The following is a 17,597-nucleotide window of genomic DNA, read 5'->3' on the forward strand; positions in this document are numbered from 1 at the left end:
CCATAATGACAGTTCTTGTGCGTAAGGAGTCAGGTTGGTGTCGTGGCCTTGGTGAGACGGTGTCCTGGCCCAGTGGAGTCGATACGGGCGCAGTGGAGTCGATGCCGGGGGTCAGAAGATCTGATGCGGCGCAGTGAATTCAGGCACAGGTTGACGGTATATACCGGCCGACGTAATCTGCCTGCATGACATCGATGCAGGAGCCGACGTTCCTGATACTCACTGCGTTGGCGACCGGGCCCAAGCACGGCTACGGCGTGACTCAGGAGGTCGCCGAACTCTCCGAGGGAACGGTGAAGCTGCGGGCCGGCACCCTCTACGGAGCCCTCGACCGCCTGGTGGAGCAGGAACTCGTCATGGTCGACCGGCAGGAGATCGTCGACGGGCGGCTTCGTCGCTACTACCGGCTCACCGACGCGGGCGCCGGCAAGCTTGCCGAGCAGGCCCGCCGCCTGCGCAAGCACGCCGAGGCGGCGGAAAGCCGGCTACAGGCGCGACCGAACGTGGCGTTCGGATTCACGGCAACCCCGTTCGGGGCTCGCCCATGACCGCCTCGGGGGAGGTCATGCGGGAGCCGTCGGCGCACGTTCGACTGGAACGCTGGTACCGGCGGCTGCTGTGGGCATATCCGATCGGGTACCGCCGCGCCCACGGCGAGGAAATCCTCACCATGCTCATGGACTCCGCCGAGCCGGACCGTCGGATGCCCGCCCGCGCCGACGTGGTGGATTTGGTGCGCGGGGCGGTGCGGCAGTGGTTCCGGCTGCCGATCGGCCGTATGGCGGTGGTGGCGGCCGTGCTATCGGCCGTGATCCTCGGAGCCGTAGGAGCAGGCGTGGGCTCGTGGCTGGCCTGGCAGGCGGCCGCGCTGCCGTCCGACGCATCGGCCATCCACACTGCCGAAACGGTTCGGGGTGTCCCGTTGCGGGCACCCAAACTCAGTCGCGATGACTGGTTGGGAAATCCCCAACGCAATGGTGTCAACGTCGTCGACGAGCAGTCATCAGATTGGACGCTCGAAGCAGCGAAGGCCCGCCTGCAGGCCGAGGGCTGGACCCCTGGCGGCAGCGAGATGTACTCCGGCGCCCCGGTCATCCGAGGTGGCAGGCAGTTGGAGGCGGCCTCTGAAGAGTTCTACGCGATCAAGGATGGTGCCGTCGTCACCGTATCGGCCGTCACTGTTCTGACGCCCGGTGTGGTGGGTACGAGTCTGGCGACTCACCTTGGGGTCACCGCGCCGCGTTGGGAACCGGTGGCGATCATGCTGGGCGGACTCGTCGGCGCCGTCATCGGCTGGCTCCTCACCGGTTGGGCAGGGTATCGCCTGCGACGCCGAACATTGCCTCGCCGGCTGACCGTCGTCGCTCTCGGCCTCACCGCGCTGTGGCTCGCCGCCGGACCCACCATCGGCCTGTACGAGACGCTGGCCGACTTGGCCTTCCCCAAATCTGAACCCCAACCGACCGACCCGGCCTACTTCTGGTTGTTTCTCGATCGCCGCGCCCAACAATTGCACGGAGCACTGGCTATGGGACTTGCGATCCTGGTCGTAGCCGCCATGAGCCGCCGCCAGCCCGAAGCGCGGCCCACCGCAACGGTGAGCTGACAGGCATCCCGGCTCAGTCGGCCGAACCCGCTGGCTGAGCCGGGACCGCGCCCCTCGCTCCCATCACTCTGGTACCGCGACATCAGGTTCTCGTCCGCACCGTGCCCACCGGCGAAGCGTTCACCTCCGCCGACGCCCGTCGGATTGTCAGCATCGGCCTGGCGGTAGCGCTGTCCAGATGCTCGGGTTCGCCGCCGACAAGGCCATCATCGCCCGCTCGGCCGCGGTCGGCATCGTTGACGTCGCCTTCTCTTTCTCCTTCATGCCACTGGCAATCGGTGCGCTCGTCCTGTTGCTGGCCGGGGTGTTTCGGCAAGGCGTGCGGCTGCGAGCCGATGTGGCCGGGCTGGTGTGATGGCGCGATCGTCAGACGAACCTGGTCACCGGGTTGTAGTTCGACTCGACCGAGGCCACTCTCGTCTACGACGTGCACACTGCCACTCCGGTCGGCACCCAACGCACCGCCGAACACTTCCGGCTGCGGGACGACCGGATCGAATCGATTGGGCTGATCTTCGATGCCACCCGCTGGCACTCGATCATGGCTGCGGCCGGTCAAACCGAGCCTGCTTCCGATTGACCAAGCCGCAGAATGCGCCGGCAAGCCACCGGCCCGGCTGGCACGCCCCGGCCGCGCCGGAGATGCGGAGGCCGAAGTCTTCCGGCCGGAAGACAGCACACCCCAGCCACGGCAGCGTGCACAACTGCACCGCCGCACCCAGCACGTCGCCACCGCGCGAAGCCTCCATGCCATCGCTCGATCAACATCAAAACGACGGCACTCCATGCATCCAGCGTCACAACCCGGTCACCGTGCCGAAGATCAAACTAATCGTCGTTTTGCGCTGGAACTACGGGCGGGCCTTTTGGACTCGTTCACGATCCCAGAACTACCGACGTGGGTCGCGGTCCCGGCATCGGGCCGCGTGGCGGGGCTGACTACGAGCGGCCGTACGCGGAGCGTGCCTGCGCTACCTCGGCGGCCTCGCGTTCACGCCAGCGGCGCTGAGCCTCCTGATTGCACGTCCGACAGACTCGGCGGTACCGGGCGGTCGCCGGGTCGAGTTCACGGTCGTGACCGTTGCGGCACTGTGCCGGCTGGTTTCGGCTGCGGCTGGCCTCGGCCCGGCTGAGCTGGCGCAGATGTGTCGGCTCGATGCAGTCGGCGGCGCCGCAGGTCTGGTCGACATCGAGAGCGGGGTCATAGCCGCCGACGAGGACGACGTACGCGGCGATGTGCGCCCACGCACGACCGGCGACCTTCTGGTGCACCCCGCGTCGCCGCCCGTAGCCTTCGATGACAAGGCAACCGTCCTCGGTGCGCTGTGAGCGCTCCAGCAGGTAGGTGCGCAGTGACTCCTCGGTGTGGTACCGGGACAGACCCTTCACGGCCGAAAGCACGGTGCCACCGTACTCCGGGGGTCAGGCGCGGAGGCCGGCGACGACGATCTCGACGAGGACTGTGGCGCCGCGGTGCCGCGCCGTCGCGACGCAGCCGATCACGAGGGCTTGAATGTCGTCGAGGGTGACGTCCGGACGGATGGTGCCGCGTCGCTGCGCCTTGTTCAGGAGTTCGGCGAAGGCGGCGTTGAGGGCGGCGTCGGCGTCGGCGGGTATCTGGTATCCGCCGCCGGCCAGAGCGTCCGCGATGGCGCGATTGGTGAGGCCGGCTTCCACCATGACGGTGAAGAACTCGGCGAAGTCGATGCCGGAACGGGCCTTGTCGGTGAGGGCCTGGAGGCGGTCGAGCACCACGGCCTCGATGAGCGACTCCTTGGTCGGAAAGTGTCGATACACGGTGCCGGCGCCGACGCCCGCGCGGCGGGCGATCTCGTCGATGGGCACGCCCAGGCCCTCGGTGGCCAGGGTCTCGTAGGCGGCATCCAGGACGCTCTGGCGATTGCGGCGGGCGTCGGCGCGCATGAGGTTCCTCCGGCCTGTCGACAAGCGGGGCGAGCGTTCCGTATAGTTAAACGGGGCGACCGTTCCGATTATAGGAGACGCCATGTGGAGCGCGCGCGACATACCCCGGCTCGACGGCAGCACCGCGCTGGTGACCGGAGCTACCTCCGGCATCGGCCTGGAAACGGCGATAGCTCTGAGCGCACAAGGAGCCCACGTCGTCATCGGCGCTCGCACCGCGGCACGCGGTACGGATGCCCTACGCGCGTTACCCGGCAGAGGCAGCGTCCTCGCACTCGAACTCGCCAGCCTCCACGCGGTACGGCAGGCGGCAAGCGACCTGCACGAGCGCTTCGAGCGACTCGACATCCTGATCAACAACGCCGGTCTGTGGTGGCAGCCGGCACAGCGCACCACGGACGGCTTCGAGTCTCAGATGGGCGTCAACCACCTCGGCCACTTCGCGCTGACCGGTCTCCTCCTCGACCTGCTCGAGCGGTCACCGGCCGGGCGGATCGTCACGGTCAGCAGCAAGGCGGCCGCCGCGGGCTCCGTCACGCACCTCGACCTCAGGACCCTCGACGGATACCGGCCAACCACGGCCTACAACGCCTCGAAACTCGCGAATCTTCTGTTCGCGTTCGAACTGCAGCATCGACTCGCCGCGTCCGACTCGTCGACGATCAGCCTCGCGGCCCATCCGGGCGGCGCGCGCACCAGCCTGTTTCGGGACGCGTCGCCAGGCTTCCGGGTGGCCAACGCGACGATTGGGTGGCTGTTTACCCAGCCTGCTCGGGCCGGCGCACTGCCCGTACTCCGGGCAGCCACCGACAGGCGAGCCGCCGGCGGCGAGTACTACGGACCGGGCGGTCCCGGCCAGTTCAAGGGCGCCCCGAAACCGCACCGGGCTCCGGACCGTGCCTGCGACCCGGTCACCCGACGCCGGCTGTGGGCGCTGTCCGAAGTGGCGACGGGCGTCACCTACCCTTGCGTACCGAAGGAGCTGCGTACTGACCTGTAGCGAGCATTCCCAATTGGCGCCGAGAAAGATCACCGCTCAGGCCTGAGCCTGAGTCGGGGGGCTGTGGGAGAGCATCGGATCCGTGGAGATCGTCGAACAGTTCGTGCGGGGCAAGTACGGGGATCCTGACGTGTGTGAGGACGCGATCGTGGTGACCGCCGAGCACGTGGCGGTCATCGATGGCGCGACGGACGTGAGCGGCAGGCGCTACGGCAACGTGGCGGGTGGGTGGTGGGCCATGGCGGCCTGCCGGGACGCCGTGCGGCGGTTTCCGCGCGACGTCGACTCGTACACCGCGGTCGCGGTGATGACCGCCGAGCTGGCGGCCCGCATCGACTCGACGTTGAGCGCAGCGGAACGGCCGAGCGCGGCGGTGACCGTCTACTCGCGAGCGCGTCGAGAGATCTGGCAGGTCGGTGACGTCGGATTCGCGTACCGGGGGGCTCCCCGCGTCGGTCGGTCAGCCGCGCAAGTTGGTCGACCAGGTCGCGGCGTCCTTCCGCGCCGCGGTTCTCGCCGCGGAGGTCGCCGCCGGGGCGATCAGCATGGATCGGCTGGTGGAGGTGGATCCGGGACAACTCGCGGCGCGAGCGCTGACCGGGCGGCAGGGCGGCCTGCGGAACAGCACCGGACCGTACGCGTATGCCGCCATCGACGGCCGTCCGGTTCCGCCGTCGTTGGTGGTCGTGCACCCGGTGCCTGGCGACGTTGACGAGCTGGTGATCGCCAGCGACGGATATCCGGTCATCGGTGAGACCTTGGCCGAGTCCGAGTCGACGCTTGCCCTGCTCCTGGAAAAGGACCCGTGGTGCGTGGCCGAGCTCGCCGGCACCAAGGGGGTGCTGCCCGGTCAGGTGAGCTTCGATGACCGCGCCTACCTGCGGGTTCGCGGGTTGGGCGGGAGGTGAGCGTCACGCCGGCGGTCGGGTGATTTTGGCGGCCACGGCGTCGAGGACCCAGTCCAGGCCGGTCGCGAAGGACTCCTCGGGGTCCATCTCTGTGCCGTCGTGCACGGCCTTGGACAGCGCCGGGAAGCGGCCCGTGGCCAACATCGTCGTCACGTGCGGGCCGAGGGCGCGTTGCCAGTCGCGCTTGGACAGGCCGGTGGCGCGTTCGGCCCGCAGGTTCGCGATCTCGCGCCTGATCGCACCGGTGACGTAGGCGCTGACGGTCTGCACGGCGCGCAGGACGGTGTCGACGTCGGCGAGACCGTCGAGGGCGGCCAGGTTGGCCTCGGTCACGGCCATGGCGTTGGGGCCCAGGGTGGGACGGCCGCCGAGCAGGTCGGCCAGCCAAACGTGTCGCAGGGCGGCCTGTCTGGTGCGGTGGGCGAGGATGCGCAGCGTCTCCCGCCAGTCACCGGGCCGCTCCTCGGGGAGGATCTCGGCGTGGACCTCGTCCACGATGAGGTCGAGCAGCTCGTCCTTGGTGGAGATGTATCCGTACAGCCGCATCGGGCCGGCGTTCAGCCGAGCGGCGACCTTGCGCACCGACACAGCCTCCAGCCCGCTTTCGTCGGCCAGCGCGATGGCGGCGGCGATGATCCGCTCCCGGTCGAGCGGCACGGGGGGAGGCGGCGGCTCCGGCCGGTCCCACACGGTCATCTGGTCACTCCCTGTTGTTGCGACGCATTCTAGGGGCACGATACGGTGTATCGCTATGAGACACCGTATCGCGGTCGCCGGAGGTGGCCCCGGGGGCCTGACCTTCGCCCGCGTCCTGCACCGCCACGGCTACCCCGTCACCGTCCTCGAACGCGATCCCGCGCCCGACTCCCGCCCCCCGGGCGGCACGCTGGACCTGCACGAAGGGCTGGGCCAGCTGGCACTGGACAAGGCGGGGCTGCGGGCGGAGTTCGAGGCGTTGTCTCGTCCCGAGGGGCAGGCCATGCGCATCCTGGACGCCGCCGGGACCGTTCTGCGCGACTGGCGACCCTCTCCGGACGAGCGGGCCAATCCGGAGATCGACCGCGGGCAACTCCGTGACCTGCTGCTCGACTCTCTCGACGTGCGGTGGGGTCACGAGGTGGCGCAGGTGGTGCCGGGGACCGAGGACGGCGTACTGGTTCGTTTCGCGGACGGGCGACAGGAGACGTTCGATCTCGTGGTGGGCGCGGACGGCGCCTGGTCCCGGGTCCGCCCGGCAGTCTCGCCGGTGACGCCGCACTACACGGGTGTCACCTCGGTCGAGACCTCCCTCGACGACATCGACACCCGCCACCCTGACCTCGCCCGGTTGGTCGGCGACGGTTCGGTGGCCGCCTACGGCGTGAACCGATCTATCGTCGCCCAGCGCAACAGCGGCGGTCACGTCAAGGTGTACGCCAAGTTCCGCGCGCCGCTGGACTGGCACGCCGATCTGGACCTGGCCGACGTCGAGGCCACGCGATCAGGCCTGCTGGCGCTGTTCGACGGCTGGGCGGCCCCCGTCCTCGACCTGCTCGGCCACGGCACCGCCTTCACCCACCGCCCCTTCTACGTCCTGCCCGAATCCCACACCTGGGCCCACGTGCGCAAAGTGACGCTCCTGGGCGACGCCGCCCACCTGATGCCCCCGTTGGGGGCAGGCGCGAACCTCGCGATGCTGGACGGCGCCGAGCTCGCCGAGTCCATCGCTGCCAGCCCCGACAATGTGGACGAGGCGGTCCGTGCCTTCGAGGAACAGATGTGGGCACGGGCCGGGCGGTGGGCGAAGATCACGACGGCCGGTCTGGAACGCCTCGTGAGCCCGGACCCCGCCGAGGCCCTCGCCCTCTTCGACCACGTCCAGCCCTCCTGAGCGCCAGGACCCCGACGAGGGCGTGGAGCTACCGGTCGGACGGGCCCGCCCGATCCGGCGTGCCCCCCGCGCAGGAATACCCGCAGGGCGTCCGGGACGTGCTCCCAGAACCGCGGCTCAGCGCCGGAGCGGAGGTCGTACCCGACCCGGGTGATCACCGACTCGGCCGGCCGGGCGACCTGGTCGTTGCGGCAGGTCGTGTCGGCACGCTTCATTCAGCGGAAGACCGAGCGACGAGCACCGGTGACGGGTCCTGGCATCTCGGGTGTCCGGCTACGCTGGGCCCGTGCCTCGATACGACTTCGTGGTTGTCGGCGCGGGCGCGGCCGGCGCGGTGCTCGCGGCCCGCCTCAGCGAGGATCCGGGCCGTTCCGTGTTGCTGCTGGAGGCCGGGCCTGACCTCGTCGGGGCGGCGGTGCCCGAGGCGTTGCGAACCGGCTCGGTGGAGGCCGAGGACGGCTTCGACTGGGCCCTGCGGGCGACAGTCGTCGCCGGGCGGGAGGCGCCGCTGCGGCGCGGCCGGGTGGTCGGCGGCTCGACGCAGATCAACGACCGGGGCGCGATGCGGGCACCAGCCGCGGATTTCGTCTCCTGGGGCGGCCGTGGCCTGCCGGAGTGGGACTGGCCGGCGGTGCTCCCGGCGTTTCGCCGGCTGGAGGCCGACCAGCAGTTCGGCGACCGTGACCACCACGGCGTCGACGGGCCTGTCCCGATCACCCGATGGTCGCGCGGTGAGCTGACGGCGGCGATGGACGGCTTCCTGCAGGCCACGCTCGGCCTCGGCCACGACTACCAGGACGACATGAACGCCCCCGACGCCGTCGGTATCGGGATGTATCCGCAGAACCGGCGCGGCCGGCTGCGGATGTCCACCGCCCTCACCCACCTCGACCCGGCCCGGTCGAGGTCCAATCTGGTCGTCCGGGGCGACGCCGAGGTCGAGCGTGTGCTGCTCGACGGCGGACGGGCGGTGGGTGTGCAGGTCGCGGGGGAGCGGATCGACGCCCGCGAGGTCATCCTCTGCGCCGGCTCGCCGTACAGCCCGGCTCTGCTGCTGCGCTCGGGGATCGGCCCCGCCGACCAGTTGCGCGCGGCCGGCGTCACGCCCCTCGTCGACCTGCCCGGGGTGGGCGCGGACGTGATCGACCAGCCCGGCGCGATCATCCTGGTGGTCCCCGAGCCGGCGACGATCGGCGGCGACTGGCCGCGTACGCAGCTCATCGCGCGGCTCGCGGGCATACCGGGCCACGAGGTCGACCAGGCGTTCTACCTGAGCCTGTTCACCGGCATGAGCACGTTGCGGGGCGCCGGCGCGGGTCTGGACCGGATCATCGGCGCCGACCAGGTCAACACGGTGATGATCGGCGACATGGCGATGGCCTCGCGTGGACGCATCTCGGTGCGCGACGCCGACGGGTCGACGCCACCCGTGGTCGACCTCGGGTTCTACTCCGCCGAGGGTGACCTCGCCCGGATGCGCGACGCCTACCGGCACGCGTGGGAGATCGCCAACCAGGCCACCTTCACCAAGACAGTTGCCCGGTTCGCGCTCGTCGACGACGCGACCGTGGGCGACGACGAGCAGCTCGACCACCTGCTGCGCGCCACCACGTACAGCCGGTTGAACCTGGTCGGCGGCGCGCGGATGGGCGCGGCGGACGACCCGGGCGCGGTCGTCGACGGGCGGTGCCGGGTACGTGGCGTGGCCAACCTGCGGGTGGTCGACGCCAGCATCGTTCCGGTGCCGCTGCGCGCGCCGGCCGCGTTGACCAGCATCATGATCGGGGAACGCGGGGCTGAGCTGATCGCCGGCTAGCGGCGCGCCGGGGGGCCGGGAACCTGGTCGCCGAACGGGCCAGGGATGTGCCACCGTGACACCGCCGTCGCCCACCTCTCGGAGGTGAGGCCCGCTGAACGCGTGTGCGGGCGGCACGTTCCCGGCAACTGCGCGATCCTGGTCGCTGTGATCACACAACGGCTTCGGGTGGCCGCGTACGCGGTGTGTCTGCGCGACGAGAGTCTGCTGCTCGCCCGCTGGGTGTCGCCGGACGGGGCTCGGCGGCACTGGACGCTGCCCGGCGGTGGGGTCGAGCACACCGAGGATCCGTTCGACGCCGTCGTGCGGGAGGTGGCGGAGGAGACGGGGTACGCGGCGCGGGTCGAGCGGTTGCTCGGGGTGAACTCGCGCACGAGGAACGTGGAGCGGCTCGACGACGACGTTGTCGAGCTGCACATGCTCGCGGTCTTCTATCGGGCCCGGGTCGTGGGCGGTGAGCTTCGATCCGAGACCTGTGGCACGACCGACCTGGCGCAGTGGGTGCCGATGGCGCAGGTCGCGACCCTGGAGCGTTCCGTCGTCGTCGACATCGGTCTGGAGCTGCACCGCAGCGCGCCACCTACCGGGCACGTGGAGCCGATCCGCACGACCGGCCTGCTGCGACACTGACCGCCCGTGCGGGTCCTGTCGACGGGCATCAGGTGTGGGGGCTGCGCGCTTGGACGTCCCGAAGCCACGCCGGACGCGTCCCCCACGAGGCCGACGGGGTGCTGCCCCACTCGCATTCCGGCCCCACGAACGGATCGATCTTCAGAGGCGAGGTGGCCGGGTCCGCCGAGACCAGCGCCAGATCCTCGGCGTAGCGGCCGAGCAGCAGCGTCCACGATGGAGCCAACACGTCCCACGAGGCGCATTCGACATCCACCCGGACCACCTGCCCGGGCGTGCCCCCCGGTGCCGGATCACCGTCGAGCAGCCACAGCACGTCGCCGTTCATGTGCCCCACGACCACCGCGCCCGGCGTGCCGACGATCGGCCGCACCGGGCCGTTCAGGCAGAGCATTCCCCTGTCGACCAGGTAGGCCCAGACCTGGGGGTCGTCCCAGTCCGGCTCCGGACCGTAGTTGTCGCGCCACATCCGGGTCATCTCGATGATCTGGTCGGTGTCGCAGAGGTTGTCCAGCGGCACCGGGGTGGGCTCGACGGACGGCAGCGTCGCACCGGGGTCGGTCCCGTTGTGGATGCGGAGACTTGCCCGGAAATCGGGCGGCAGTGTCAAGGCCAGGGCGGCTTCCACCGCGTCGATGGCGGGTGCCGGGGCCGGTGCGTTGAGCTGGCGTAGGGAGGACGGCAGGACGCGACCGAGGCCGGCCTCGATCCGCGCCCACGCCTCGGCGACTCGCCTGTCGACCTCGGCTCCGGTGTCGATCACGACGCGACTCTAGTCGTCACCGGTTCGTCTTCGCGGCCCCTGCCACGGTCGGCGGTGGTTGACGACCGCGCCGGCCCGTACGCCGCGGTGGTCCTCGATGGCCACGGCGGCGTACGGGCCGGTGGGCACGTCAGCCCTGGCGGTCGAGCCACTCCCGGTAGGTGGTGGGCGCGAGGACGGCGTCGTCGGTGGCGATGAGAGCCGCGCCGGGCACGGCGGCGAACATGCCGGCGTTGTCGTCGGTGGTGACGGTGCGCTGGTCACCGCGTGCGGCGAGGGTGATCCGCCCCAACTCGTCGAGGGCGAAGACGTCGGGGCCGGCGACGTTGCGGACACCGCGCAGGGGTGCGCCCATGCTGACCTCGGCGACGGCCTGCGCCACGTCGGCCGCGGCCATGGGCTGCACGGGGGTGCTGGGCAGGCGGACGGTGGCGTCGTCGGCCGTCCACGACAGGATCGCGTCGACGAACTCGAAGAACTGGGTGGCACGCACGATCGAGTACGGGACGGGACCGGCCTTGAGGATGTCCTCCTGGAGGACCTTGGCGCGGTAGTAGGCCAGGTCGGGCACCTGGTCGACGCCGACGATGGAGAGCACCACGGCGTGGCCGACGCCCGCGCGACCGGCGGCGGCGAGGAGGTTGTCCATCGTCGTCTGGAAGAAGGCGGGGGAGGCGTCGTCGAAGGTCGGCGAGTTCGTCAGGTTGACGACGACGTCGGCGCCGGTGAGCCCGTCGGACAGGCCCTGCCCGGTGAGCAGGTCCACCCCGGTGGAGGGCGAGAGCGGCACCGCGTCGTGCCCGGCGGTCCGCAGGATTCGCACGACCTGCGACCCGATGAGCCCGGTCCCACCCAGTACGGCGATCTTCATGACAGTGCACCTTCCCGTGACGATGTGGGGTCTTTGTCCGGCCCGCCGGACGGCGACCGATACTCGGACCTTTCTTATCCGAGAACAATACTCGGACATTTGAAGTCCGAGTAACGGGGGTTGGCTAGGGTGAGGGCATGAAGATGTCCGGCGGGGTCGAGTGGGCGCTGCACTGCTGCGTGGTGCTCACCGTCAGCAGCACGCCGGTCCCGGCGGCCAAGCTGGCGGAGCTGCACGACGTCTCCGGCAGCTACCTCGCCAAGCAGCTCCAGGCCCTGGCCCGCGCCGGCCTGGTGCACTCCGTGCAGGGCAAGTCGGGCGGCTACGTCCTGACCCGGGCACCGCAGAGCATCACCCTGCTCGACGTGGTCCGAGCCGTCGACGGTCCCGGCCCGACCTTCGTCTGCACCGAGATCCGCCAGCGCGGCCCGTTCGCGACCCCGGCCGACGCCTGCACCACGCCGTGTCCGGTCGCCCGCGCGATGTGGGCAGCCGAGGACGCGTGGCATCAGGCGCTCGCCGCGGTCACGATCGCCGACCTCGCCCGCGACGTCGACGCCACCTCCGGCCCCGAAGCACTTGTCGGCATCCAGACCTGGCTGACCAGCGGCGCCGGCTGAGGGCCTGTCACCCGGTGTGGCGTACCTCGGTGTCCCAGATCTGTGCCCACGGACGCCGCAGCCCCCGGCACACGTGGATCGGGCCGCCGTTCTCGTCGTTGTCCACCTCGACCCGCTGATCCACCCGCCCCGCGAGCGTGCACTCGTCGAACCAGGCGGTCAGCGGCTCCGGACGCTCCCAGCCGACCGCGATGACCACGTCCGCGCCAGCCGGCGGCTGGCCGAAGTCGACCATGCTGTTGTGCCCGGAGTACGCCTGCGGCAGCTCACGGACCGGACCGTAGCGGGCCAGCGCACCGGCCTCGCCGTAGTTGCTGGTCAGGATGACCGCGCGGGGTCGCTCCTCGGGCGGCAGCCCACGATGGACGGCGGCGACCGAGTCGGCGAACGCCGGCCAGCCGATCGTCTCGCCGGCGTCGTAGTTGACGTCGACCACGAACCCGGGCAACCGCTCGGCCGGCAGCACCGGCAGCAGCAGCACGATGGTGGGTAGCAGGAGCGGCACCACGCCCAGCGCGAGCAGCCCTCGGCGCAGCCGGACCGACCCGCGCGACGCCCACCCGACGGTCACCACCGCGCCGGCGGCGGTGAGCACCAGCAGCAGCGGCGCGTCGTAGTAGCCCTTGCCGCCGGCGATCAGCACGATGCCGAACACCACCAACCAGGCCCAGCCCACCGCCCGGTAGGCCCGCCAGGCCGGGCGGCGCAGCAGCGCGACGAGGCCGGCGATCCAGATGGGTACGGCGTACGGGCTGATGATGACGAACTGGAGGGTCAACGCGTCGACGCGGCCACTGTAGGAGCTGTCGCCGTCGGCGATGGAGCCCGCCACGCCGAGCTGGGGAAAGCCGTGCGCCGCCTGCCAGATCAGGTTCGGTGCGGCCAGCAGCAGGGCGATCCCGGCGGCGGCGAGCACCCAGCGGTCGCGCAACAGCCGACGTGGCCCGGCGATGAGCACGCCGACGATCAGGCCCACGGCCAGCAGCGCGGGCAGCACCTTGCTGAGCATGCCCACGCCGAGCGCCAGCCCGATGCCCAGGGCCCAGCGGCTGTCGCCGGTGCGCAGCAACCGCACCGCACACCACGCCGCGGCGAGCCAGACCAGCAGGTCGACGGTGGTGGTGCTGAGCAGGTGCCCGCTGGCGAGCACGATGCCGGACAGCGCGGCCAGCACCGCCGCGCAGGTCTGCACACCGCGACCGGCGCCCAGCTCGCGGGCGATGGCGGCGACCAGCAGCACCGCGCCACCGGCCAGCAGCGCCGACGGGGTCCGCAGAATCACCAGGTTGTCCGGCGCGATCGTGTCCAGCAACCGGGCCAGCGCCGGGACCAGCGGGCCCTGGTCGACGTAGCCCCAGTCGAGGTGTCGACCGGCGAGCAGGAAATACAACTCGTCACGGTGATAGCCGTAGCGGCCGGCGAGCAGCAGCAGGAGCAGGCTTGTCGCCAGGGCCACCAGCCACGGGCCACGCGTGGGCGCACCGGGCTCCGGCGCTCCCGGTGGCGACGTCGGAACCGACCGCTGGGGTCGGTCAATGTCGATCACGGGCTCGCTCACCCGCTCATGATGACCGGCGGCGTGACGGCGCGGGTGCCCGTGTGGGGGGCTGGCGGTCTCCCTGTGCGGGTGGCCCAGCCGAGTGCGAAGATCGGCTTTGTCACTCGGACCGAAAGGACGATATGCGCTATCGCACTCTGGGCGGCACCGGCACCGTGGTGTCGACCCTGTGTCTGGGCACGATGACGTTCGGGGCGGAGACCGACGAGGCCGGCAGCTTCGCCCAACTGGACCGGTTCGTCGAGGCCGGCGGCACCTTCATCGACACCGCCGACGTCTACTCCACGGGTGTCTCCGAGGACATCGTGGGGCGCTGGCTGCGGACGCGACCCGACCTGCGCGACCGACTGGTGATCGCCACCAAGGGACGGTTCCCGATGGGTCCGGGCGCGAACGACGCCGGCCTGTCCCGGGTGCACCTCACCCGTGCCCTGGACGCCAGCCTGCGGCGGCTCGGTGTCGAGGCCGTGGACCTGTACCAGGCGCACGCCTGGGATCCGCTCACCCCGCTGCCGGAGACGCTGCGGTTCTTCGACGACGCGGTACGCGCCGGCAAGATCCGCTACGCGGGGGTCAGCAACTTCACCGGTTGGCAGTTGCAGAAGGCGGCCCTGCTCACCCAGCACCTCAACCTCACCCCGATCGTGACCCTGCAACCGCAGTACAACCTGCTGGCCCGGGAGATCGAGTTCGAGCTGGTGCCGGTCTGCGAGAACGAGGGCATCGGCATCCTGCCGTGGTCGCCGCTGGGTGGCGGCTGGCTGACCGGCAAGTACCAGCGCGACAGCACGCCCACCGGCGCGACCCGGCTCGGTGAGAACCCGCAGCGCGGCGTCGAGGCGTACGCCGGTCGGAACGCCGAGGAGCGCACCTGGCGGGTGCTCGACGCGGTGCGCCGGGTTGCCGACGAACGGGGTGTGTCCATGTCGGCGGTGTCGTTGGCCTGGCTGGCCGCCCGGCCGGCGGTCACCTCGGTGATCCTCGGCGCGCGTACCACCGAGCAGCTCGACGACAACCTGACCGCCGCGGACCTGGTCCTCGACGCCGAGCAGATGCGGTCGCTGGACGAGGCGAGCGCCCCGCTGGTGGGTGACTACCCATACGGCGGGGCGGGTGTGCGACAGCGCGCCCGCGACCTGCCCACCGGGTCGTGATCGCCTTCCCCGAGCCGACCGACCCGGCCGGCAGCCGCACCGAGGTCTTCCTGCGCTACCTGGACTACTTCCGCGAGTCCGTGGTGGCCAGGGTGTCCGCGTTGGCCGAGCCGGAGCTGCGGCGCAGCCGGCTGCCGTCCGGGTGGACGCCGCTGGAGTTGCTCACGCATCTGCGCCACGTCGAGCGGCGCTGGGTCGAGTGGGGTTTCCAGGGCCGGGACGTCGCGCAGCCGTGGGGCGACCGCCGCGACGACCGCTGGTACGTCGCCCCCGACGAGACGCGGGAGGACCTGGTGGCGGCGCTGCGGGCGCAGGGCGCGCACACCACGGCGGTGGTGACGGCGCACGACCTGGCGGAGGTCGGCGCGCCGGGGGAGCGCTGGAACGGCGCGGCGCCGGCGACGCTGGAGCGGGTGCTGTTCCACCTGGTCCAGGAGTACGCCCGCCACCTCGGTCACCTCGACGTGGTCGCCGAACTCGCCGGCGGGCCGACCGGAGAGTGATGCCGCCGGCCCGACGGTGACGACGAGGCGCGGCGGTGCGGCGGCAGTTCGCGGTGAACGAGGTCAACGCGGCGGGGTGCGAAATCGCCGTTGTGACAGAGAAGAGGAAATTCGCTGTCCCGCCACTGATGTCGTTCCGGGTCCAGACCAACGTGCGGCTGACGCCGACGTCCACGCCCGGGTACCCCGGTCACCTGGGGCGGTGCGGGCGGATGCGCCGCGGTGTCTCGTCCCCGGTGCACCGGCGAGACCCCTGACTTGTCGCTCTGTCATTGATGCGTCACCGTCAGTGATGGTCTTTTCGTGTTGGCGAATGGAAGGCTGCCGATGGCCGCCCGGCCCGCGGTGCGAGCCGTCCAGGGGTCGAGCAGCCCGCGAAGGGGGCAGATCTTCCGCCGTTCGTCTTCCAGAAGGGTGTCACGTCATGCGAGCTGGATTCTCTGATCGCACCAACGACGAGTTCCTGCAAGAGGTACTGACCAAGATCAACCAACTGCGGGCACGGCACGGATCGCCGCCGCTCACCCTCGACCCGGAACTCGTGGAGTATGCGAAGTCGCGGGCATCCTTCATGGCCGAGGCCACCAAGCTCACCCATGAGGGCCTGCGACCGGACACCGGTGAGAACGCTTCTTGGGCGGGCGCCTCGACCGGCCCCACGGCGGGCTCGGGAACTGCCGCGGTAGACAACTGGTACGCCGAGAACAGCAACTACAACTTCGCCACGGGCGAACCCATCGACGCCACGAAGGCCATCGGGCACTTCACCGCACTGGTGTGGAAGAACACCACGAAGCTGGGCGTAGGGCGGGTCGCCGGCCAGGGCACGAAGTGGTGGGAGACCTTCATCGTGGCCAACTTCTCGCCGCCCGGGAACATGGAGGGCCAGTACGTGATGAGCGTGGGGCCCGCGAGCTGACACTCGGACCCCTCGCAGCGGGGCGTTCCGGCGATGGCCGGTGCGCCCCGTTCCGCGTCAGTCGAGTGGCCGACGTCCATCATTCCCGAGCGACGCGGACCTCCTGATCAGCCGATCTCCTCGATGGTCGGCGCGGGTGTCGTCGCACCGTCCTTGGGTCGCATCGCCGGTGGCAGTCGTAGCGCGACGATGCCGGTGGCCACCAGGCCGCCGACGCCCGCGACCACCAGGGTCACCGGAGCGGACGTGACGTCGAGCAGCAGGCCACCGGCGAGGTAGGACAGCGCGGCGGCGACCCCGATCGCGCCGTACAGGTTTCCGAAGACCCGGCCGAGCATGCCCGGCGGGACCGTCCGTTGCAGCAGCGTGCTGGAGGCGACGTCCATGGCCGCCAGTCCGAGCCCACGGACCCCCTGGAGGGCGATCGCGGCGGCGACGGCCCAGGCGAGCCCGGTCAGCAGGTTCCCGAGACTGCTGACCCCGAAGCCCACGATCAGCAGCAGCGGCATCGACGCCCGGGTGCCCCATCGGGACAACATGGCGTACCCGACGACGAGCCCGACGCCGACCGCGCCCAGCAGCAACCCGACCGCCCAACTGCCCACCTCGAAGGTGTCCCGGGCCAACACCAGCAGTGCCACGTCGTCGACCCCGTTGAAGGCGACCACCGCGGTGAAGCCCAGGAAGATCACCCGTACCGTCGGGACGCTCAGCAGATAGCCGATTCCCGATCGGGCCTGCCGCAGCAGGGACGGCTGGCGCCCCTCCTGGGTCACCGCCGGGATCGAGGGGAGCGTCGCGAGCAGCACGGCCGAGACGAGGAACGACACCGCGTCGACGAGCAGCACGCCACGCAGACCGACCAGCGGGAACAGGGCCGCGGCGAGGAGCGGGCCGGCCGCCTCCGCCGCGTTCGAGCCGAACCCGACTGTGGAGTTGGCGGTCTCCAGGTCGCGGTTGGCGACAAGCGCGGGCACCGCCGCCCGCGACGCCGGTTGGAAGATCTGCGAGGCGGTGGCGCGAATCGCGACGAGGGCCAGCAGCACCGGCAGCGGCGGCAGTGTCACCACGATCACCAGCAGCACCGCGGCCTGGACGAGTTCACAGGCGACCATCAGCCGCCGGAGGTTGAGCCGGTCGGCGAGGGCCCCGCTGAAGGGACCCAACAGTGAGGGCGCGAGATCTCCGACGAGCAGCAGGAGGGAGACCGCGACTGCCTTTCCGGTCGTCTCGCTGACGTGCAACATGAGCGCGACAAGGCTGAGCGAATCGCCCGCGTACGAGACGAGCCGGGCCGAGAAGAGAGCACGAAGAGGTCGACTGCGGCGAAGCAGTTGAGTGGGACGCAACGACGCGGTGTCTGCCGCGTCGGACATGTCGATCTCCTCTGTCACCCGAGAGCTGAGGTGCGACGTGAGCTGCGGGCGATGCCGTCCACCGACCCGACCCGTGTGAC

Annotated in this window: 20 protein-coding genes; 12 read left to right on the forward strand and 8 right to left on the reverse strand. The window is 70.7% G+C overall.

Going from position 1 to position 17,597, the window contains the following annotated elements:
* Positions 1-194 precede the first annotated feature (194 nt).
* From ACPXBU_RS04510 to ACPXBU_RS04520, 3 genes are all read left to right on the forward strand, one after another.
* Positions 195-548: a PadR family transcriptional regulator gene (locus ACPXBU_RS04510; RefSeq protein ID WP_334501616.1), complete on the forward strand. Its 354-nt coding sequence runs from the start codon at positions 195-197 to the stop codon at positions 546-548.
* Positions 545-1,606, forward strand: coding sequence for a hypothetical protein (locus ACPXBU_RS04515; RefSeq protein ID WP_425756593.1), 1,062 nt, complete (start codon positions 545-547; stop codon positions 1,604-1,606). The genes ACPXBU_RS04510 and ACPXBU_RS04515 overlap by 4 nt, the downstream gene beginning before the upstream one ends.
* A gap of 178 nt (positions 1,607-1,784) precedes the next feature.
* The gene (locus ACPXBU_RS04520; RefSeq protein ID WP_425756595.1) at positions 1,785-1,961 is read left to right on the forward strand and encodes a hypothetical protein; all 177 of its coding nucleotides are present in this window, start codon (positions 1,785-1,787) and stop codon (positions 1,959-1,961) included.
* 584 nt (positions 1,962-2,545) lie between these two features.
* Here ACPXBU_RS04520 and ACPXBU_RS04525 read toward each other — a convergent pair.
* Positions 2,546-3,007, reverse strand: coding sequence for an HNH endonuclease (locus tag ACPXBU_RS04525; protein WP_425756597.1), 462 nt, complete (start codon positions 3,005-3,007; stop codon positions 2,546-2,548).
* Between the two features lie 21 nt (positions 3,008-3,028).
* On the reverse strand, positions 3,029-3,529 hold the full coding sequence (locus ACPXBU_RS04530) for a TetR/AcrR family transcriptional regulator (RefSeq protein ID WP_425756599.1): 501 nt from the start codon (positions 3,527-3,529) through the stop codon (positions 3,029-3,031).
* An 82-nt stretch (positions 3,530-3,611) separates the two neighbouring features.
* On the opposite strand from ACPXBU_RS04530, the gene ACPXBU_RS04535 reads away from it, so the two are divergent.
* Entirely contained in the window at positions 3,612-4,529 is a 918-nt protein-coding gene (locus tag ACPXBU_RS04535) for an oxidoreductase (RefSeq protein ID WP_425756601.1), read from the forward strand.
* Positions 4,530-4,736: 207 nt separating this feature from the next.
* On the opposite strand, the gene ACPXBU_RS04540 is transcribed toward ACPXBU_RS04535, so the two are convergent.
* The gene (locus ACPXBU_RS04540; protein WP_425756603.1) at positions 4,737-4,862 is read right to left on the reverse strand and encodes a hypothetical protein; all 126 of its coding nucleotides are present in this window, start codon (positions 4,860-4,862) and stop codon (positions 4,737-4,739) included.
* Positions 4,863-4,945: 83 nt separating this feature from the next.
* On the opposite strand from ACPXBU_RS04540, the gene ACPXBU_RS04545 reads away from it, so the two are divergent.
* Entirely contained in the window at positions 4,946-5,437 is a 492-nt protein-coding gene (locus ACPXBU_RS04545) for a hypothetical protein (RefSeq protein WP_425756605.1), read from the forward strand.
* A gap of 3 nt (positions 5,438-5,440) precedes the next feature.
* Here ACPXBU_RS04545 and ACPXBU_RS04550 read toward each other — a convergent pair whose 3' ends face one another.
* Positions 5,441-6,133, reverse strand: a complete 693-nt coding sequence (locus tag ACPXBU_RS04550) for a TetR/AcrR family transcriptional regulator (RefSeq protein ID WP_425756607.1) — start codon at positions 6,131-6,133, stop codon at positions 5,441-5,443.
* 55 nt (positions 6,134-6,188) lie between these two features.
* On the opposite strand from ACPXBU_RS04550, the gene ACPXBU_RS04555 reads away from it, so the two are divergent.
* From ACPXBU_RS04555 to ACPXBU_RS04565, 3 genes are all read left to right on the forward strand, one after another.
* Complete coding sequence (locus tag ACPXBU_RS04555) at positions 6,189-7,307, forward strand: FAD-dependent oxidoreductase (protein ID WP_425756609.1); 1,119 nt, start codon at positions 6,189-6,191, stop codon at positions 7,305-7,307.
* Between the two features lie 286 nt (positions 7,308-7,593).
* The gene (locus ACPXBU_RS04560) at positions 7,594-9,123 is read left to right on the forward strand and encodes a GMC family oxidoreductase (RefSeq protein ID WP_425756611.1); all 1,530 of its coding nucleotides are present in this window, start codon (positions 7,594-7,596) and stop codon (positions 9,121-9,123) included.
* Between the two features lie 147 nt (positions 9,124-9,270).
* A complete protein-coding gene (locus ACPXBU_RS04565) occupies positions 9,271-9,753 on the forward strand; it encodes an NUDIX hydrolase (RefSeq protein ID WP_393374657.1) in 483 nt (160 codons plus the stop codon).
* Between the two features lie 28 nt (positions 9,754-9,781).
* Here ACPXBU_RS04565 and ACPXBU_RS04570 read toward each other — a convergent pair whose 3' ends face one another.
* Together ACPXBU_RS04570 and ACPXBU_RS04575 are read right to left on the reverse strand one after the other, a co-directional pair.
* The gene (locus tag ACPXBU_RS04570; RefSeq protein ID WP_425756613.1) at positions 9,782-10,516 is read right to left on the reverse strand and encodes an SMI1/KNR4 family protein; all 735 of its coding nucleotides are present in this window, start codon (positions 10,514-10,516) and stop codon (positions 9,782-9,784) included.
* A gap of 130 nt (positions 10,517-10,646) precedes the next feature.
* Positions 10,647-11,387, reverse strand: coding sequence for an SDR family oxidoreductase (locus ACPXBU_RS04575; RefSeq protein ID WP_425756615.1), 741 nt, complete (start codon positions 11,385-11,387; stop codon positions 10,647-10,649).
* 137 nt (positions 11,388-11,524) lie between these two features.
* Between ACPXBU_RS04575 and ACPXBU_RS04580 the strand changes: the two genes are divergently transcribed.
* Positions 11,525-12,007, forward strand: coding sequence for an RrF2 family transcriptional regulator (locus ACPXBU_RS04580; protein ID WP_393374666.1), 483 nt, complete (start codon positions 11,525-11,527; stop codon positions 12,005-12,007).
* A 7-nt stretch (positions 12,008-12,014) separates the two neighbouring features.
* Here ACPXBU_RS04580 and ACPXBU_RS04585 read toward each other — a convergent pair whose 3' ends face one another.
* Positions 12,015-13,565 carry an ArnT family glycosyltransferase gene (locus ACPXBU_RS04585; RefSeq protein ID WP_425756618.1) on the reverse strand — a complete coding sequence of 517 codons (1,551 nt, stop codon included), beginning with the start codon at positions 13,563-13,565 and terminating at the stop codon, positions 12,015-12,017.
* Positions 13,566-13,687: 122 nt separating this feature from the next.
* Between ACPXBU_RS04585 and ACPXBU_RS04590 the strand changes: the two genes are divergently transcribed.
* The 3 genes from ACPXBU_RS04590 (at position 13,688) to ACPXBU_RS04600 (ending at position 16,141) form a co-directional block, all read left to right on the forward strand.
* Positions 13,688-14,719, forward strand: coding sequence for an aldo/keto reductase (locus ACPXBU_RS04590; protein WP_393374671.1), 1,032 nt, complete (start codon positions 13,688-13,690; stop codon positions 14,717-14,719).
* Positions 14,716-15,222, forward strand: a complete 507-nt coding sequence (locus ACPXBU_RS04595) for a DUF664 domain-containing protein (RefSeq protein WP_425756620.1) — start codon at positions 14,716-14,718, stop codon at positions 15,220-15,222. Before ACPXBU_RS04590 ends, ACPXBU_RS04595 begins: the two co-directional genes overlap by 4 nt.
* A gap of 424 nt (positions 15,223-15,646) precedes the next feature.
* The gene (locus ACPXBU_RS04600) at positions 15,647-16,141 is read left to right on the forward strand and encodes a CAP family protein (RefSeq protein WP_425756622.1); all 495 of its coding nucleotides are present in this window, start codon (positions 15,647-15,649) and stop codon (positions 16,139-16,141) included.
* 107 nt (positions 16,142-16,248) lie between these two features.
* Here ACPXBU_RS04600 and ACPXBU_RS04605 read toward each other — a convergent pair whose 3' ends face one another.
* A complete protein-coding gene (locus tag ACPXBU_RS04605) occupies positions 16,249-17,517 on the reverse strand; it encodes an MFS transporter (RefSeq protein ID WP_425756624.1) in 1,269 nt (422 codons plus the stop codon).
* Positions 17,518-17,597 lie beyond the last annotated feature (80 nt).

It is taken from the genome of Micromonospora sp. DT231 (assembly GCF_049847025.1).
Classification (GTDB): domain Bacteria; phylum Actinomycetota; class Actinomycetes; order Mycobacteriales; family Micromonosporaceae; genus Micromonospora.

What these genes read in the sequence shown, in the direction of transcription:
- ACPXBU_RS04510 (WP_334501616.1), top strand. Translation starts at nt 195, where the DNA reads ATGCAGGAGCCGACGTTCCTGATACTCACTGCGTTGGCGACCGGGCCC.
- ACPXBU_RS04515 (WP_425756593.1), top strand. Translation starts at nt 545, where the DNA reads ATGACCGCCTCGGGGGAGGTCATGCGGGAGCCGTCGGCGCACGTTCGA.
- ACPXBU_RS04520 (WP_425756595.1), top strand. Translation starts at nt 1,785, where the DNA reads ATGCTCGGGTTCGCCGCCGACAAGGCCATCATCGCCCGCTCGGCCGCG.
- ACPXBU_RS04530 (WP_425756599.1), bottom strand. Translation starts at nt 3,529, where the DNA reads ATGCGCGCCGACGCCCGCCGCAATCGCCAGAGCGTCCTGGATGCCGCC.
- ACPXBU_RS04535 (WP_425756601.1), top strand. Translation starts at nt 3,612, where the DNA reads ATGTGGAGCGCGCGCGACATACCCCGGCTCGACGGCAGCACCGCGCTG.
- ACPXBU_RS04540 (WP_425756603.1), bottom strand. Translation starts at nt 4,862, where the DNA reads ATGCGGGCCGCCAGCTCGGCGGTCATCACCGCGACCGCGGTGTACGAG.
- ACPXBU_RS04550 (WP_425756607.1), bottom strand. Translation starts at nt 6,133, where the DNA reads ATGACCGTGTGGGACCGGCCGGAGCCGCCGCCTCCCCCCGTGCCGCTC.
- ACPXBU_RS04555 (WP_425756609.1), top strand. Translation starts at nt 6,189, where the DNA reads ATGAGACACCGTATCGCGGTCGCCGGAGGTGGCCCCGGGGGCCTGACC.
- ACPXBU_RS04575 (WP_425756615.1), bottom strand. Translation starts at nt 11,387, where the DNA reads ATGAAGATCGCCGTACTGGGTGGGACCGGGCTCATCGGGTCGCAGGTC.
- ACPXBU_RS04580 (WP_393374666.1), top strand. Translation starts at nt 11,525, where the DNA reads ATGAAGATGTCCGGCGGGGTCGAGTGGGCGCTGCACTGCTGCGTGGTG.
- ACPXBU_RS04590 (WP_393374671.1), top strand. Translation starts at nt 13,688, where the DNA reads ATGCGCTATCGCACTCTGGGCGGCACCGGCACCGTGGTGTCGACCCTG.
- ACPXBU_RS04600 (WP_425756622.1), top strand. Translation starts at nt 15,647, where the DNA reads ATGCGAGCTGGATTCTCTGATCGCACCAACGACGAGTTCCTGCAAGAG.
- ACPXBU_RS04605 (WP_425756624.1), bottom strand. Translation starts at nt 17,517, where the DNA reads ATGTCCGACGCGGCAGACACCGCGTCGTTGCGTCCCACTCAACTGCTT.